The sequence below is a fragment of the Paenibacillus sp. FSL P4-0338 genome, from assembly GCF_038002365.1.
Lineage (GTDB): Bacteria > Bacillota > Bacilli > Paenibacillales > Paenibacillaceae > Paenibacillus_AQ.
The window spans coordinates 4,943,020-4,959,868 of the sequence record NZ_JBBOCG010000001.1 but is presented as its reverse complement, the minus strand read 5'-3'; the positions used below and the strand labels follow the sequence as shown (position 1 = coordinate 4,959,868).

At 55.2% G+C, this 16,849-nt stretch carries 12 protein-coding genes; 11 read left to right on the top strand and 1 reads right to left on the bottom strand.

From position 1 onward, the window contains the following. Positions 1 to 18 precede the first annotated feature (18 nt). From wsfD to MKZ07_RS21715, 8 genes are all read left to right on the top strand, one after another. On the top strand, positions 19 to 1,566 hold the full coding sequence (wsfD, locus tag MKZ07_RS21750) for a glycan biosynthesis hexose transferase WsfD (protein WP_341027492.1): 1,548 nt from the start codon (positions 19 to 21) through the stop codon (positions 1,564 to 1,566). Continuing rightward, complete coding sequence (locus MKZ07_RS21745; protein WP_341027491.1) at positions 1,563 to 3,119, top strand: hypothetical protein; 1,557 nt, start codon at positions 1,563 to 1,565, stop codon at positions 3,117 to 3,119. Before wsfD ends, MKZ07_RS21745 begins: the two co-directional genes overlap by 4 nt. A 34-nt stretch (positions 3,120 to 3,153) precedes the next feature. Further along, positions 3,154 to 4,404 carry a glycosyltransferase family 2 protein gene (locus tag MKZ07_RS21740; protein WP_341027489.1) on the top strand — a complete coding sequence of 417 codons (1,251 nt, stop codon included), beginning with the start codon at positions 3,154 to 3,156 and terminating at the stop codon, positions 4,402 to 4,404. Positions 4,405 to 4,446: 42 nt separating this feature from the next. After that, positions 4,447 to 6,534, top strand: a complete 2,088-nt coding sequence (locus MKZ07_RS21735; protein ID WP_341027487.1) for a cellulose biosynthesis cyclic di-GMP-binding regulatory protein BcsB — start codon at positions 4,447 to 4,449, stop codon at positions 6,532 to 6,534. Beyond that, on the top strand, positions 6,531 to 7,385 hold the full coding sequence (locus MKZ07_RS21730; protein ID WP_036691958.1) for a diguanylate cyclase domain-containing protein: 855 nt from the start codon (positions 6,531 to 6,533) through the stop codon (positions 7,383 to 7,385). The genes MKZ07_RS21735 and MKZ07_RS21730 overlap by 4 nt, the downstream gene beginning before the upstream one ends. Positions 7,386 to 7,434: 49 nt before the next feature. Next, positions 7,435 to 8,223, top strand: coding sequence for an SDR family oxidoreductase (locus tag MKZ07_RS21725; RefSeq protein ID WP_036691960.1), 789 nt, complete (start codon positions 7,435 to 7,437; stop codon positions 8,221 to 8,223). A gap of 165 nt (positions 8,224 to 8,388) precedes the next feature. Beyond that, positions 8,389 to 8,637: a type B 50S ribosomal protein L31 gene (locus MKZ07_RS21720; protein WP_036691962.1), complete on the top strand. Its 249-nt coding sequence runs from the start codon at positions 8,389 to 8,391 to the stop codon at positions 8,635 to 8,637. A 153-nt stretch (positions 8,638 to 8,790) separates the two neighbouring features. After that, positions 8,791 to 10,365 carry a sensor domain-containing diguanylate cyclase gene (locus MKZ07_RS21715; RefSeq protein WP_076162021.1) on the top strand — a complete coding sequence of 525 codons (1,575 nt, stop codon included), beginning with the start codon at positions 8,791 to 8,793 and terminating at the stop codon, positions 10,363 to 10,365. Between the two features lie 65 nt (positions 10,366 to 10,430). Here MKZ07_RS21715 and MKZ07_RS21710 read toward each other — a convergent pair whose 3' ends face one another. Then, entirely contained in the window at positions 10,431 to 11,636 is a 1,206-nt protein-coding gene (locus MKZ07_RS21710; RefSeq protein WP_341027486.1) for a polysaccharide deacetylase family protein, read from the bottom strand. 183 nt (positions 11,637 to 11,819) lie between these two features. Between MKZ07_RS21710 and MKZ07_RS21705 the strand changes: the two genes are divergently transcribed. The 3 genes from MKZ07_RS21705 to MKZ07_RS21695 are packed head-to-tail and all read left to right on the top strand — an operon-like array spanning position 11,820 to position 16,811. Next, positions 11,820 to 14,390 (top strand): DUF2339 domain-containing protein, encoded by a 2,571-nt coding sequence (locus MKZ07_RS21705; RefSeq protein ID WP_341027484.1) that lies wholly within the window; start codon positions 11,820 to 11,822, stop codon positions 14,388 to 14,390. Then, complete coding sequence (locus tag MKZ07_RS21700) at positions 14,356 to 15,666, top strand: DUF3999 family protein (protein ID WP_341027482.1); 1,311 nt, start codon at positions 14,356 to 14,358, stop codon at positions 15,664 to 15,666. Before MKZ07_RS21705 ends, MKZ07_RS21700 begins: the two co-directional genes overlap by 35 nt. Before the next feature lie 38 nt (positions 15,667 to 15,704). Next, positions 15,705 to 16,811 carry an MBL fold metallo-hydrolase gene (locus MKZ07_RS21695; protein ID WP_036691972.1) on the top strand — a complete coding sequence of 369 codons (1,107 nt, stop codon included), beginning with the start codon at positions 15,705 to 15,707 and terminating at the stop codon, positions 16,809 to 16,811. Positions 16,812 to 16,849 lie beyond the last annotated feature (38 nt).

Sequence of the window (16,849 nt, the reverse complement as noted above, 5' to 3'; positions counted from 1 at the left end):
ACCAAAAGGGGAATCGGAATGATAGACAACTTAGAGCTTACATCCACCCGGCCCAGTATCACGTTAGCTGGCTTTCGGATTACTCCGGCATTTGCCGCCGCGTTCTGTGTGCTGCTGGTGACGGCTATTTCGCTGTTTACCTCCCCTTACATCGGCATGGCGGATAACGGAGACTTTTACCGGATTATATATAGCAACGGTCTGTATTTCAATGCTCCGGACTATGACAGCCAGTACTTCGGCTATTTCGTGAAGCAGTTCGGAATCTTTCAATATTTCAACGAGAACAGCACGATGATGGTCTCCTCCCAGTCCCTGTTCATCAAGCTGGCGATCTTCGTCAACAAGCTGTTTTTCAGCCGCGAGGTCTTCGATATCCGCTTCCAGGCTGCAATCTACACAGTGCTGTATGTTGCCGCAGTCTACCTGCTGGTTGAAGCGATCACGCTGAAAATGTCGCCTAAGCGGGGGATGGCAGTCGCGGCACTTGCGGTGTTCATTTTCGGGGATACGGGGTACACCAACTATTTCAGCTCCTTCTTCGGCGAGAGCCTGGTGATGGTGACCATGATTCTGGTGTTCGCCTCCTGGCTGCTGCTGTACCGGAAGAGATATAACGATTATGCCATGCTGGCGATCCTGTTGATCAGCACCCTGATCCTGACCACCTCCAAGCAGCAGAATGCCCCGGTGGGGATGGTGATTTCCCTACTCTCAATTCCGCTGGTGCTGATCCGCCGGGACAAGCTGTTCCGCTGGGTTACACTGCTGTCGGCCGGTCTGATGATGTTCGCCGGAATAGCGACGTATCTTAATATCTCCAAAGAGTTCGTGAATATTAACCAGTACCATGCGATGACGCGCGGGGTGCTGATGGAATCCAAGAATCCGGAGACCGCGCTCGGTTCATTTGGCATCAATGAACAATACGCGATTCTCAAAGAGAATACCTATTATGACCAATACGGGACGGTGGATGTGAAATCCGAGCTGCTGGATAAAAATTTCTACAGCCGTTACGGCTTCGTCTCCATTCTGACCTATTATGCTTCTCACCCGAATGAACTGGGCTCGATCCTGGATACGGCTGCTGAGAGTGCCTATAAAATCAAGCCGGCAGCTATGGGGAACTATGAGCAGTCGGCAGGTAAGGAGTTCCGGGCGCAGAGTCATTTCTTCAGCTTGTACAGCACGCTTAAGGAGAAGCTGGCTCCCCGCCCATTTGCCTTCATTCTTCTCTGGATGGCCGTGACGATAGGGGTCTATATGCCATCGTTCGTCCGGTCCATCCGCACCCGGGATTTCCGGGGCATGCAGCGTCTGCTGGTGATTCTGGCAACGATGCTGGTCGGACTGTCGGGTATCGTAGTCTCCATTATCGGGGCGGGTGACGCGGATATTGCCAAGCATGAGTTCCTGTTCACGCTGGCCTTCGACCTGATTATCTTCCAGACGGCTGCCAGCGTAATCGGCCGCGGAATCTCTTCACGCAGATCAGTGCCGTCTGCGCCGTCTGCACGGCCGCTCAAGGAATATACGGCGCTGAATAAAGGGGTGGGCATGTGAGACGCAGAGGGATCGTCATTCTGCTGTTCATTGTATTGGCAGGTGATCTGCTGCCCTCTGCCGGGCGGGCATCCGCTGCCGCTTCTCCGGCTCCGGCGCAGCGGATTCTGCTGCTGTTCGACAGCCTGGCGAAGAATACAGGCCAGGAAGGGAATGTGGCCGAGCTGCAGCGGCTGCTTGCAGCCAACAGTGCACAGGTCACGCTGAAGCCTATCTCCTCTTATGCGCCGGGCGGCATGAAGGGCTATTCCGGCGTGATCACTGTGATTAACAATGATGAGCTTGAGATTACGAATCAAGCCTACCTTCAGGAGGCGGCTGGGTATAAGGGGCCTATGCTGCATGTTGGATATAGACCGCCTGCCCGGATGCAGCAGACGCTGCGGCTGAAGACCGGGGTATGGCATAGAGCGGGCGCAAGCCTCTCTATCGGCGGATTCACCGGCATTCCGCTGGAGGCCGAAGGGATGCCTTATATAACCGCTTCCGACGCGGGGCGTTCTTATGGAGCTTGGTCCTCATCAGATGCGGGGGCACAGGTGCCGTTTGCGGTAAGCAGCGGCCGGGTGGCTTACCTTCCTTATCTGAAGCAGGGCGATTTCACAGCCATAGCAGCGGCCTATGTGCTGAAGGACTGGCTGCACTATACTGCAGAGCCGCAGATGTATCTGGTCATCAAGGAGATCTATCCTTTCTCGGATCTTAATCTGCTGGAGCAGATGGCAGACCGCCTCTATAGAAGCGGTGTTCCCTTCATCGCCAGTGTACGTCCGGTATTCGCGAATACGGATTTCCCCGCCATGAAGCGGTATCTGGAGGCGCTCAGAGCCGTCCAGTCCCGCAACGGAAGTATCGTTGTCAATGTCCCGGCGGTCAGACCGCCGATCAATTCGAATGACCGGTCGCTGCGTGGGAAGATGAATCAGTTCATTAATGTGCTGGCGGAGGGGGGCGTGGCACCGCTCGGCGTTGCTGCCGAGAGCTATTGGGCGTATGACAAGGAGTATTCTGCCGCAGGCATGGGGTTCTTCAATTCGGCAGTGCTTTTTCCGGATGGAGAGACTCATTATATGGAACAGACTGACACTTCAGTGGCCTTCTCTTCCTCTCTGTACAGTCTGCCCCCGGAGCTCCTGCAGGGAATTGGCAGAACAGGCAAGGCGATGCCGGAGCTTCCGCTGAATACAGCGGTGACGCTGGATCTTCCGGAGGATGAGCGGGGGCTGGAGGAACTTCTGCGGAATTTGAATGCGGAATGGTATACCTTCGCAGACTATAAGCAGGAGGCCCATACGGTCCGCACGGACATGCACACCCTTGAGTCTGCTGACGGGGTGATCCGCATGGATGGCAACACACTGGATGTCGATTATACCCCGCAGAAGGTCGCCGTTGATTTCCAGTACAAGGAGAAGCAGGCGACGAGCTTCAACCGGCTGTTCAGCGTGCAGAATCAATTCTTCATCATCGTGATCCTGGCTGCGCTGCTCTTGTTCGGCGGCTTGCTCACTATCGGCTACAGGCTGTACCGCAGGAAATATTTGAACAAGTAATCCCGTGAAAATATAGCGAGTTTAGGAGAATACTATGACGATCTCAGACGTATTGATGGTGATCGCGGTCATCTGTATCTGGTCCCTGCTGCTGGTGAATGTGATGCTGATTATAGCGGGGTATCTGTACTACATTCAAACGGAAAACGAACCGGTGCCGGAGATTACCGGGGAGCATCCCATGGTGACAATTATGGTTCCTGCTCATAATGAAGGAATTGTCATCAGTAAAACCGTGGAATCCCTGCTGGCACTGGATTACCCGCATGACCGGTATGAGATTATCGTCATCAACGATAATTCGTCAGACAACAGCGCCGGGCTGCTGGCTGCTATCCAGGAGCGGAATCCGCTGCGCAAGCTGATCATTATCAATACAGACGCCGTCACAGGCGGCAAAGGGAAATCCAATGCGCTCAACATCGGCTTCACCCGCAGCAGCGGGGAGCTGATTGCGATCTATGATGCCGACAATACGCCGGAGCGCACGGCGCTGAAATATCTGGTGGCAGAGATTATGAATGATGCCTCCCTGGGGGCGGTAATCGGCAAGTTCAGAACCCGCAACCGGGATGCCAGCCTGCTGACCCGGTTCATTAATATCGAGACTCTGTCCTTCCAGTGGATGGCACAGGCGGGGCGCTGGAAGCTGTTCAAGCTCTGTACGATCCCGGGAACGAACTTCATTATGCGCCGGACGATTGTCGAGAGTATCGGCGGCTGGGATGTGAGGGCGATTGCCGAGGATACGGAGATCAGCTTCCGCATCTATATGATGGGTTACCGGATCAAGTTCCAGCCGAAGTCGGTCACCTGGGAGCAGGAGCCGCAGACGGTGAAGGTATGGTTCAAGCAGCGGACACGCTGGGCGAAGGGCAACATCTATGTCATTGTGAAGAACCTTCCGCTCCTTGTCGACCGGAAGGCGGCGAAGATCCGCTTCGATATTCTGTATTATGTCTCAATCTACTTCCTGCTGCTGATCTCGCTGGTCACCTCCGATATTCTGCTTGTGCTGCATGCCATGGGGTATGTACATACGACCATCGCCGGACTCAGCAGCTTCCTGTGGCTGCTCGCCATTGTGCTGTTCGTGGTGGGGATCTTCGTTACCCTGACCACGGAGAAGGGCGAGATGAGCCTGTCGAACCTGTGGATCATTCTGCTGATGTACGTCTCGTATTGCCAGCTTTGGATGGTAGTGGCCGCTTACGGGCTGTACAACTATCTCAAAGACGTTATTTTCAAACGGGAAGCCAAGTGGTACAAAACCGAGCGTTACTAGTGCGCCGGAGGTCCAGAAATAAGATGTCAGGAGATACGGAACATGATGAAAAAACAGATTCTAACAGTGCTGCTCTGCCTCTCCCTCTTCCTGGTTCAAATCCCTGCGGCGCAGGCGGCGGTGCTTCCCGGTGAAGCCGGAGCAACGTATGAGACGCTGTTCACGGGCAGCGACGTCTCGCTGAGGGGCGCAAGCTCCCAGCAGCAGTTCTTCACAGTCATGGATTACTGGAATGTGGATAAGGTGATGATCAATCTGCAATTCCAGACCTCACAGATCAGTGAGGATAAGCTGTCGAGCGTAACACTGTCGCTGAACGGTATTCCGTTCTATTCCTTCCGGCCGTCCCTGGATAATAACGGACAGCAGAGCCTGAGCGTGGAAGCGCCCAAAGGGTTCCTGACGAAGGGGAGTAACACGCTAAGGATACAGGGGAGCTTAAGAACCACGACGGGCGGCTATGAGCTGTGCAATATCGATGATATGCAGGACAGCTGGCTGCATTTGTTCAACACCTCGAATATTGCTGTGAATTATACGCCGAAGCCCATTACTGGAGGCATTCAGGATTTCAGTGCCAGATTCTCAGGAATGGATATGGTAAAAAATGCACAAAGCCTGCTCGCCGTGCCACAGAATGCCAGCGGGGCAGAACTGGAGAGCGCTACCTACGCCCTCTCGGGATTCGCCAAAGGCAACACACTGAACGACAGAACCATTCCCCTGCTGCCTTACCGCGAGGATACCGTCAAGGACAAGAGTGCGGTAGTGCTGGTAGCTATGTATGATCATCTGCCGGAACGGGTGAAGAAGCTGGTAAGTACGGCGGACGACCTTGGCACTCATGCGGTCATTCAACTGGTGGATAAGGATTCCCTGCCAACGCTGGTGGTGACCTCGAGGGACGAGAGCCTGCTGATCAAGGCCGGACGGCTGATGGCAAGCCGGGAGCTGATGAGCCAGCTCCGCAAGGATCTGAAGGTTGTTTCGAATGCTACCGATGTAGTGAACCCTGCGCCGGCCATCAGCTCGAACATTACGTTCACGGAGACGGGGGACAAGCTCACCGGGCCGAATCATCAGGAGCAGACGTATTTCGTCTCCCTCCCGTCCAACCGCTCCATTGCGGATGACGGCAGAATCAGCCTGGATTTCCGGTATGCAGCGAATCTGGACTTCAACCGTTCCCTGGTGACGGTGAGCATCAATAATACGCCCATTGGCAGCAAGAAGCTGACGAAGGAGCTGGCGAACGGCGATGTGCTGAATCTGAATGTGCCGCAGAGCCTGAATATCTCCGGCAACTTCACCGTGACGGTGGCTTTCGATCTGGAGCTTGCGAGCATGCTCTGTACACCGAACAAAGAGCAGATGCCGTGGGCTTACATCAGCAAGGAATCACTGATGCGTCTGAACACGAAGGACCGCACCGACCTCCTGCTGAGCAATTACCCTTATCCGTTCCTGCGGGACGGCATCTTCAACCGTGTGGCGGTGGTGCTGCCGGAGGAGAAAGATGATTACACCTACCGGAGCCTCGGGAATGTCTTCAATATGCTCGGGCAGTTTGCCGGAGGAAATACCGGTGATGTCCACTTTTACAGCGATAACGCAACAGCGGATAACCTGAAGGACAATAATATTATTGCGATCGGGAGCTATAAGAATAATAAGGTGATCCGTGACAACAACGGCAAGCTCTTTTTCAAGTATAACAAAGACGGATCAACCCTCCTCTCCAATGAGAAAATCGCCCTGGACGAGCAGTACGGAGCCGCCATCGGCACGCTCCAGCTCCTGGAATCTCCTTACGAGAGCGGACGCGGCCTGCTTGCAGTCACTGCGGTTAGCTCCGAGAGCTACTTCTTAGTCTCCAAGCTGATCGGGAGCGAGAAGGACAGGTGGAGGGTGTACGGTGACGGCGTTGTAGCGGATAAGGACGGCACGGTGAATGCCTACCGCTTCAAGACGGTCTCCGGAGCCAAGGCGGACTCGCTGGTCTCGCGGGTGATGGAGCGCAGTGATGTGCTGGGCTTCGTGACGGCAGCGGTGATGATTGTGACGCTGGTGGTCGTGGCGCTGATTCTGATGCTGCGCAAACATAAGAAGAAACGTGGTGATCAAGCGTGAGACGTAACCGCAGCAGTCTAACCTCGGATCTGGGCTTCCTGGCCTTTCTGGTCCTGATCTTTGCCTGCATCGTATATATCGCGGGCTCACCGGATAACTACGTTCAGAACATTATTATTCTGAATGTATCGTTCATCCTGGCGCTGGTCACGTATTTCACCACGGTCACGGCGGGACTGACGCTGAATCTGGCGTTTGTCTTCGGCTACGGCTTCTTCGTGGTCTATCAGACGGTCTCCCAAGGCGCTTCTATCGGTGTAGAGACGTATTTCTGGCTGATTATGACCCCGCTGCTTACGGTGGTATTGTGGGTCTTCACCACAAGCACCCGTGAGCTGCAGGCGGAGAATGAACGGCTGCTGAAGCGCACGAGTAATCTGGCTGCGGTAGATGAGAATACGGATCTGCGCAACAGCATTTCTTTTCAGAAGGATGCCAGCCTGTTCACCGGAATCTCGGTCCGTTATAAAATCCCGCTGACGCTGCTTGTGGTGAAGGTGAAATACTGGAATGAGATCCGCCGCCTGATCCCGGAGGAGCAGCTGTCCGAAGCCATCTATGATGTCTCGCAGCTCAGCCAGTCTAGCATTCGTACCAATGATGCGCTGTATCTGCTGGACAAGGAGGATGCTACCTGGGGCCTGCTGCTCTTCACGGACCGGGAAGGGGCCAAGATTGTCATTGAGCGGATCAAACAGCGGCTGCAGGACCTGAATGACTCGGAGTTCTCCGGCAAGTACAAGGTCACCCTGGGGCTGAAGATCGGTGCAGTGGAATATGCGGCGGACACCATCGAGAATCCGCTCGATTTCATTGTCCAGGCCAAAAAGGAACTGGAATACGATGTATAATGAGTGGGAGCAGGAAATCCTGCAACCAATCTGACAGGAGGACTGGACGATGGATTTGGGTCTTGAGGGGAAATCGGTGCTCGTTGCGGCGGCAAGCAAGGGGCTGGGTCTGGCGACCGCCCTGGAGTATGCCCGTGAAGGGGCGCGGGTGACGATTGCGAGCCGGAGCCTGCCGCAGCTGGAGACGGCGCGGCAGGCGATCCGTGAGGCTACGGGGCAGAGGATCGCCGTAGCGGAGCTGGATGTGACCCGCCCGGAGGAGATTACCCGGGCGGTGCGGACGGCCGCCGAATTCGGCGGCGGCCTGGAGGTGCTGGTCACGAACGCCGGCGGGCCTCCGGGCGGCAGCTTCGGGGATATGGCCGACGCTGACTGGAGCGGCGGCTTCGAGCTTACGCTGATGAGCGCGGTCCGCCTGATCCGCGAGGCACTGCCGCATATGCGCAGCGCAGGGGGAGGGCGGATCGTCAGCATCAGCTCGGTCTCGATCAAGCAGCCCATCGCCGGGCTGATTCTCTCGAACGTGTTCCGCGCAGGCGTGAGCGCGCTGAACAAGAGCCTGGCTACAGAGCTTGCCCCGGAGGGCATCCTGATCAACAGCCTGGCCCCCGGACGGATCGGCACAGACCGGATACTCCAGCTTGACGGCAAGCGGGCGGACGCGCAGGGCATCACGCTTGCACAGATTCAGGAGGAAGCCCTGAAGGCGATTCCGCTGGGAAGAACCGGCACGCCGGAGGAGTTCGGCAAGGCGGCCGTATTCCTCGGTTCTTTTGCGAATACGTATATTACCGGACAGTCCCTGCTGATCGACGGCGGAATGGTGAAATCGCTCTAGGACAGGCTCTTGACTCAGCGGCTCATTTCACGTATGATAGTATGGCGTGTAAAAATCGGAAGATTTACGCATCTCCCTTCGTCTAACCGGATTGTTCAAATAGACCAAGAGATGGCTTCAATACTTCTTCATAAGTTGTATTAGTTCGGAAAGGAGGTTACTACAATGAAACAAGGCATACACCCTAAGTTCAACCAGGTTATTTTCTTCGATGCTAGCGTAGGCTACAAATTCCTGAGCTCATCCACCAAATCATCCGGTGAAACAATGGAATGGGAAGACGGCAACACTTACCCAGTGATCCGTGTAGACTCCAGCTCTGCATCCCACCCGTTCTACACAGGTAAACAAAGAGATACCGAAACTGGCGGCCGCGTTGACAAGTTCAAACAACGTCTCGCTCAGAAGAAATAATGGTATTCCTATAGAGGATATTCCCGCATCCATGCAGATGGTGAAGGAGTATCCTCTTTGTTTTGCGTACTTACTTTTGTAAGAAAGATTCATTTGTACGAAAGAGTAGGATATAATAAGGCAAATCAATCTCAAAAATAGGAGAAATATGACATGCCGTGGATGCAGGGTTATCCGTTTTACTTGGTAATGGGCAGCGTTCTAAGTCTCTACATGGGCATCGGTTCTTACAGGCACCGCCATACACCAGGAAGATGCTATTTATGGATATTGATGCTGCTGGTCAGCATGATCTTCGCAGCTACGGCCGGAGAGATTCTACCCGGTTCCTTCGCGGCGAAGCTATGGTGGAAGAATGTGCAGCAGGGCCCGCTTTTTTTGAGTGCGATCTTCACCTATGCGGTTATTAAAGAGTATGTATCCCGTTCCTCTGAGGGTTTGTCCAAGAGGCTTATTTACTTTTGTATCCCGGCGGTGCTTGATGTGCTGCTGATCTTCACTGACTCCTACCATCATCTGATGCGTAGCGAGGTCGGACTGGCTACGGTGGCTGGTGTTACCGGAATCGTAGTGAAGCCCACGGTGCTCAGTATGATCCTCATCGCGTACGATCAGTTATTCGGACTGTATGCTGTGTATTTGCTGGCCATCTCTCTCCTGAATGGGCCTAAGTATTATTTCCGCCATAATGCGTTGCTGTTATTCAGTCTGCTGGTGCCAGTCCTGTCGGTGTTCCTGCTTCCGCTGCTGCAGATTACGATTACAGGTTTCACAGCCTTCACCTACTTGCCGCCAATCGTGGCCGCTTACCTCACCTTGTTCCGCGATCCCAGATTGTCCTTATATCCGCTGGCTAAGAATAAAATCTTCGAGAATATGAAGGACGGCATCGTCTTGACGGACCGCTACGATTACATCATGGATGTGAATGAGGCGGCAGATGCTATGCTCTCCGAGCTGCTGGAGGAGAAGCCGGCGACCTGGATGGGCACTAGCATTCAGCCGCTGCTCAGGCAGCACGGACAGTTGTCGGTCTGCTATGCCGAGCGGCGGGAGGGGCAGTTTGAAATCGAGCCTCCCGGCCGGAGCGGGTCCTGTTATGGAGTGGCGCTCATTGCTACGGAGCAGGTCCGGGGGAAGGGGGCGGGGATGCTGCTGGTCTTCAGTGATCTTAGCGAGAAGAAGAGGTATGAGCGGGAGCTGCTGCATCAGGCCACGGTGGACGATCTGACCGGGCTGTACAACCGCAGGCATTTCATGAGGCTGGTACAGAATTACTCTGCGCAGATCGGCGCGGGTATGGCCTTGCTGCTGTTCGACATCGATGATTTCAAATTAATTAATGATACATACGGACACATGGCCGGTGATCAGGCGCTGGTGGATTTATCTGGCAAGATTATGCAGGTATATCATAACAAAGGGATTGCCGGGCGCGTAGGCGGCGAAGAGTTCGCCGTCTGCTTCTCCGCCGGCAGCGAAGCTGCGGCCTTGAAGGAGGCAGAGAGCTTCCGCACCGCTATGGGCGAGCACATCGTTGAGCTGGACGGGGGACATCACATCCAGCTTACGGTGAGCATCGGCATTGCTTTTACGGATCAAGCGGATGTGACCTTCGAGGATCTGTACCGCGAGGCGGACGAGGCCCTCTATCTGTCCAAGGCTACCGGGAAGAACCGGGTAACCTTAGGCCGCGAACCGCTGGTGCGTCAGGCGGCTAAGGGGTAGGGGGCCGCGGGTTCACACGTTGATCCTTTCCTCCCCGAATCAGGTGTGAAGCGATAGGCGCGGCCTCACCCGGGCTTGTTCTGGCTGAGATGCGTCAGCTTCAGGACCGTGCTGCTGCGGTCGTAATGGATCGCTACGCCTAGCTCGGAGCATAGTGCATCTAGCGAAATCATGACTTTCCCGTTCCGCAGCTCCGGCGGAGTTCCGGTAAGGAGAACCCTCCTCCCGTTCACGGTCAGAATCATCGGCGGCTCGAATTGCTTCAGCTGCTGGATGGACAGCTCTGGCGTGAGTGTCCGGTTCCCTTCATTGATCCGTGGAGCATTCAGCGTAGTTCTGGAGCCGAGGCCCAGCCCGATATTGAATTTCAGATGGATGCCGAGTGAATCGCAGATTTCCAGCAGCTTTTCGTTATAGGAACCGTAAGGGAAAGCGATAGCCGAATCCGTATTGCCCAATTCTTCTTTCAGCCTGCGCTCTGCATGAGCGAGGTCCCCGGTTACTCTTCTGTAGTATTCTTCATTCAGTTCATTCCGGTTCTCGTCATGAATGTACAGCAGGGAGCTCGCCGCCGGGCGGGTACCGCCCTCTGCATCGACCACTGCATAATAATGCAGATTATACGTATGATTATAAAAGCCCATTCCGGCGCGCTTCATCTCCCGCATCTGCTCCCAGGTCAGCTTGGGCACCTGATGCTTATTAGTGTTGTCCACATCGGAGACAATGATGAAGTTCACTGCAGTGTAGCCGTACTTTTGCAGAATGGGAAACGCCAGCTTATAAAAGCTCTCATAGCCGTCATCGAACGTCAATAGAACCGCATTATCGGGAACCGGCGCGCGGTCAAGCATGAATTCCCTGTACTGCTTCATCGTAATGACATGGAAGCCCTCCTGCTTCAGCAGCTGCATCTGCTCATCGAACTGTGCGGCGGGTAATACGCCGGGATAGAGCATTAACGGGGTTTCCGTCAGATGGTGATACATGAGTACCGCCACATGATCCTTGTAGTACACACCCTTGGGGAGCGGAGCCTCCTTCTCCCAGCCGATACGCGCATGCAGAATCCGTTCAGCGAGGTCTTTATCCACCATCAGCTTGTGATCCGCTGTCAGCGCGTAGGCATCTGTCGTGATTTTGACTCCATCCAGCCCGGTAATGTTCAGCTTGGTCGTCGCCTTATGTCTAAACGGCACAGGCAGGAGGACCACCAGCAGCAACAGGATGAGGATATAACGTTTTTGCGGTTTGTGCAGGTTGAGTTTCAATGTCCGATTCTCCCCATCTCCCGAATATACAACAATAATAAACCTATAAGGTCTGCCAAGACAAAAATGTGACAGGATCTTAACTAAGTAATGTGGTTTTTGTTAGGTCTGTGGTGGTAATTAGAAATATAGTAATATCAATATATTAACAATTTGCCGATTAGCAGATACTGGGGGGCGGCTATGGAGGATTTCAGAGATCGGATGAGGGCTGTGCAGCAGCAGCAGGACGGGCTTTTGAAGGAATACCAGTCTTTAATTGAAGAATACGAGAGCAGTGATCTCGTCCGCGAGAACGAAGTGTTAAGACGGGAAAATGGGGCAAACAGGCAGAGCCTGGCGGAGCTGAAGGCTCAGGCTGCGAGGCTTGAGCGCGACAACTCAGAGCTGCGGACTGCGTTGGCGGAGCAGATTCTGGATGAGAAGCTGGGTATTCTCCGGGTATCGCGGCAGAAGCTGCAGACTTATTTTGCCTCACGGGATCATGCGTACCTCGACCGGCTGACGTCCTTCGAGCAGGACGCGAAGCGGCGAATAGAGCAGATGTACAGTATCGGGACCCGCGAGCTGGGCCAGGAAAAGACCCAGATCACTTATATTCTGGATGAGGTGCAGGCGAAGCTGAATGAGAGTATTCTGCTGCGCAGACAATGGCAACGGGAGGCAGAACGTTCGCTCAGAGGGACGATAGACAGCGGTCTGGATGATTTGACCGCCGAAGGGGTTGACGAGGAGACCCTGCTGCGCCGCCGCAAGCAGAACCGGATCGAAATGAAGATCGGCCTGAACTGGATCAACCGCCTGGGGATTCTCCTGCTGATCCTGGCAGTGGGCGCCGGGTTCAGATACACCTACTCCACCTGGTTCAATGATTATATGAAGGGCAGCGCTTTCTTCCTGCTGGGCGCAGTCCTGCTGGCGGGCGGGGAGTGGCTGTTCCGCAAGGGGCGGGGAGCCTTCGCTCTGGGGCTGATTGGCGGCGGGGTATCGGTGCTGTACGGCTCGATATTTTACAGTTATTTTCTGCTGGAGATTATCGGGTTATGGGCCGGGATCGGCCTGTCGGTGCTGGTCACGCTGTCCGCTGTGCTGCTGTCGCTGCGCTATGAGTCACGGACAATCTGTTCCATGGGGCTTGTGGGGGGCTATCTGCCGCTCTTCTCTTATATGGGAGCCTTCGGGCTGGAGGGCAGCGCAGTGTATGCGGCGATGGGTTATCTGTTCGTGCTGAACCTGCTGATTCTGCTGATCTCTCTGCGCAAGCGCTGGGTGGTCGTCAATTACATCAGCTTCCTGTTCAATGCACCGTCTATCCTGGTGCTGATTTATCTGGCAGACAGCTACACTGTGGGCATTCTCTGCGTTGTGTTGACCTTCGCCATGTATCTGGGGATTACACTGTGGTATCCGTTCAGGTTCAAGACGAAGCTTAACTGGCTGGACTTCGGCCTGCTGGGCTGTAACACGCTCGTTAGCTGCATAACGCTGTATCTTCTGTTCCTGAATGCCGGGCTGGATGAATTCAAAGGCGCGCTGGCGCTGGCCTTCTGCCTCATGTATCTGGGGCTTGGCGTGCTGCTGGAGAAGCAGATGCCGCAGGAACGCGAGAGCCGTCTGCTCTTCTATGTTACCTCACTGACCTTCGCCATCCTGATGATTCCGTTCCAGCTGGGAGCGGCGTGGTGGTCGATCGGCTGGCTGGTGGAAGGTGTGGCGCTCACGGTCTACGGACATCTGTACCGCTTCAAAATGGCAGAACGCTCAGGCTGGGGCATCCTTTCCCTCTGTCTGCTGACCTTCTTCGGATTCGACGTTCTGCTGCAGCTCTCGGATTATAATGCGGTCATCTACTACACGAACTCCTATTTCGATCTGAAGTATACATTCATTACGGCGGGAATGGTGATTGTAGCCTTATTATATGCCATCCGTTATTCGAATCAGGAGACGCTGCTTCGCAGTACGCCTGCGGAGGTGCAGGCTACCGTCTGGTTCAAATATGCGGCTATCGTCAATTTCTACGGGTATGTGGTGTATGAAGCGTTACGCCTGTACGACTGGATGGTGCCGGAGGATATGGCGCACAATGCCTTTTACAAGCTGCTGCTGGCAGGTCTGCTTACCTCTGGACTGGCTTATGCGCTGCCGAAGGTGAACGTTCTGTATGACAAGGTGGTCGGCATCATGGTTCTGGTGCTGCACGGGATTGCCTATGCGGTCTGTATCGGCATTACGCTGGGTCTGCCCAGTCTTCCGGAAGGGTGGTCCGGCAGCACTGCTGCCGATGTAGCGGCGCTGGGTCTGCTTATTCTGTTCAATGTGTTCGTATGGTTCAGCAGTGCAAGGCTGCTGCGGACAACGCTGCTGCGCGATTATAAGAATATAGAGCTGTATCCGGTAGCTATGGGTATCTATCTGCTGGTGATGGTTACGGCGTTCCTGGGAGTGCAGATGCAGGTACGTGACGGCGGGCTGGCCTTCAGTCTGCTCTATCTGCTGCTGGCCGTGCTGTTCATTATGTACGGCTTCTGGAAAAGATATCTGTATATCCGCCGCTTCGGACTGGCGCTGTCCCTGCTGGCAACCGGCAAGCTGTTGCTCTATGACTTGACTCTGCTGAATACCGGCAGCAAGATCATCGCTTATTTCAGCTTCGGACTCTGCCTGCTGGGGATATCCTACCTCTATCAGCGGATAACAGTCAGAATGGAGGAAGCTTATGCGCTTGCTGAGCAAGACAGGCCGGAGAGCTAGGGCGGCTGTGCTGCTCGCTGTATTGGGCGGACTCGTGCTGGGTTCCGGCACCTTCCCGGCGCACAGTGCGGCAGCGGCATCCGGCGGAGCGGAGAAGACGGACGGCGGGCAATGGAAGCTCTCTCGCGAAATCTCCGTCCCGGAGTCGGCTCCGTACTATGAATTGTATCTGGATGAAGCGGTGTACCGCTCGGCGGCAGAGGACTTGCGTGATCTGCGTATACAGGACAGCACCGGCGCTTCAGTTCCCTATTATATGGAGAGCGGAGCGGAGACGGTGGAGGAGCATAGCGCGGTCTATGCCTCAGAATTGATTCACAGGGCAGTGAAAGGAACGGATACCCTGCTGGATTATCAGATTAAGCCGCTTGCCGAGGATGTCGATATTCAGGGGAACCGCCTGGTGTTCGAGTTGCCCGCAGAATCCTTCCTGAAGCATGTGGAGGTATGGGGAGGCTATGACGGGCAGGCCTGGGAGCAGCTCGGCACAGGGGATCTGTATGCCACAAGCGGGTTAAGTGCGGACAGCATTACGCTGGAGCGCAGCTACAAGTTCGGCTATTACCGGCTTGTAGTGAAGAACAACCCGGAAGGGCTGGAGTTCCCCGGCCTGACCCTGGTAGACAGCAGCCGTGAGTGGAGTACGGCTGCATTCATGCGGCAGAAGACGCCGCAGACAGAGATTAAGCAGGTGGAGAACCGTACCGAGATCATGATAAGCAACACGGACCGGCTGAAGATTGGGAAGGTGATGCTCGGCAGCACCGGGAATTTCCTGCGGCGCTATGAGCTGTATGACAGTGCCGGGATTAAGATACCGGTCACCGGAAGCGGAGAGCTGTACCGGCTGGACTTCAAGGATGCCCGGATCTCCCGGACGGAGATTCAGCCGGAGGCCCCAGCCTCATCTAATAGCCTGCGTGTGGTTATCTACAATCTGGATGATGCCCCCATCTCCATCACAGATATTAAGATCGAATATCTGGTAGACCGGCTTGTATTCGCGGGCGGGGAGAAGATGCCGTATTCCTTGCTCTATGGCAATGCGCTGGCAACCGCTCCGCAGTATGATATTATTAATTTCAAAGACCGGATCGGCGGGGAGAAGCTTGTGCAGGTTGCGCTGGGTGCAGAGACCCTGGTACCGGTAACGGCAGCAGATCTGCCCGGCACAAGCTGGTGGCTTCAGGGCCGCTGGGGCTTCAATGCCATTATTATTGCGGTCTCGCTGCTGCTTATTCTCATCGTTGCCCGCAAGCTGGGCCAGGCGAAATAGGAGATGCGGCACGAACCCGCAGAAAGAAGGATTACCGCATGACCCTGATTATTATTGGTTCCATTCTGCTTGCAGTTGTTGCCGCTGCGTATCTTCTCATGACCGTCTATCCGGCGTTCGGGCGGAGGGCCGGGACGCAGGAGAAGGCCCGTAACCTCCGTTCCGCCCATTACAGCAAGGGCAAATTTGCTTATCCGCAGACTGCAGACCTGAGCGGTGAGAAGGCCGGAGGCAGCGGACTCTCCATTCTGAGAGACTTCATTAAGGGCAACCCTCACTCCAGACCCGCTGAGCCTCTTCAGCCGCAGCCGCTGTCGCCGTCCTCTATTGGACAGGGCCGCGACACCCGGGTTACCTGGTTCGGGCATTCAGCGGTGCTGCTGGAGATGGATGGCCTGAACCTGTTCCTCGACCCTATGCTGGGCCATGCACCGTCACCGTTTCCGTTCATTGGCGGCCGCCGCTACAGCAAGCAGCTTCCGCTGGAGGCTGCCCTTCTGCCGCAGCTGGATGCGGTGGTGCTCTCCCATGATCATTATGATCATCTGGACTATGGGACCATCCGCCAGTTGAAGGATAAAGTGGGACTGTTCATTGTACCACTGGGCGTCGGCGCCCATCTGCGCCGCTGGGGGGTGGCCGCAGAGAAGATCCGTGAGCAGGACTGGGGCGATACGCTCAGCTACGCAGGGATTACCTTCACCTGCGCCCCGGCACGACATTTCTCGGGCCGGAGTTTGCTGGACCGCAACACTACACTGTGGTGCTCCTGGATTATTCAAGGGGAGAAGACCAAGGTCTTCTTCAGCGGAGACAGCGGGTATGGCCCGCATTTTGCCGAGATCGGACGTACGTATGGTCCCTTCGATCTCACGCTGATGGAATGCGGCCAATACGATCCGCGCTGGGCAGATATCCATATGCTGCCGGAACAGACTGTCGAGGCGCACATCGATGTGCAGGGAGGTCTGCTGATCCCCATCCATTGGGGCGCATTCACCCTGTCGATGCATGACTGGACCGATCCGGCAGAACGGATCTCGGCTGCTGCGGCGCTGAGAGGGGTACGGTTGGCCACGCCGAGAATCGGGGAGACTGTAACCGCAGGGGCCGCCGGATATCCGGTTCTTCCCTGGTGGAGATGAGGCTGCGCGCACGAAGGGGACTTGTGGTACAATCAGGG

Bases quoted from the DNA above. Each gene is read 5' to 3' on its own strand.
- wsfD (WP_341027492.1), top strand. From the start codon at position 19: ATGATAGACAACTTAGAGCTTACATCCACCCGGCCCAGTATCACGTTA.
- MKZ07_RS21740 (WP_341027489.1), top strand. From the start codon at position 3,154: ATGACGATCTCAGACGTATTGATGGTGATCGCGGTCATCTGTATCTGG.
- MKZ07_RS21735 (WP_341027487.1), top strand. From the start codon at position 4,447: ATGATGAAAAAACAGATTCTAACAGTGCTGCTCTGCCTCTCCCTCTTC.
- MKZ07_RS21725 (WP_036691960.1), top strand. From the start codon at position 7,435: ATGGATTTGGGTCTTGAGGGGAAATCGGTGCTCGTTGCGGCGGCAAGC.
- MKZ07_RS21720 (WP_036691962.1), top strand. From the start codon at position 8,389: ATGAAACAAGGCATACACCCTAAGTTCAACCAGGTTATTTTCTTCGAT.
- MKZ07_RS21715 (WP_076162021.1), top strand. From the start codon at position 8,791: ATGCCGTGGATGCAGGGTTATCCGTTTTACTTGGTAATGGGCAGCGTT.
- MKZ07_RS21705 (WP_341027484.1), top strand. From the start codon at position 11,820: ATGGAGGATTTCAGAGATCGGATGAGGGCTGTGCAGCAGCAGCAGGAC.
- MKZ07_RS21700 (WP_341027482.1), top strand. From the start codon at position 14,356: ATGCGCTTGCTGAGCAAGACAGGCCGGAGAGCTAGGGCGGCTGTGCTG.
- MKZ07_RS21695 (WP_036691972.1), top strand. From the start codon at position 15,705: ATGACCCTGATTATTATTGGTTCCATTCTGCTTGCAGTTGTTGCCGCT.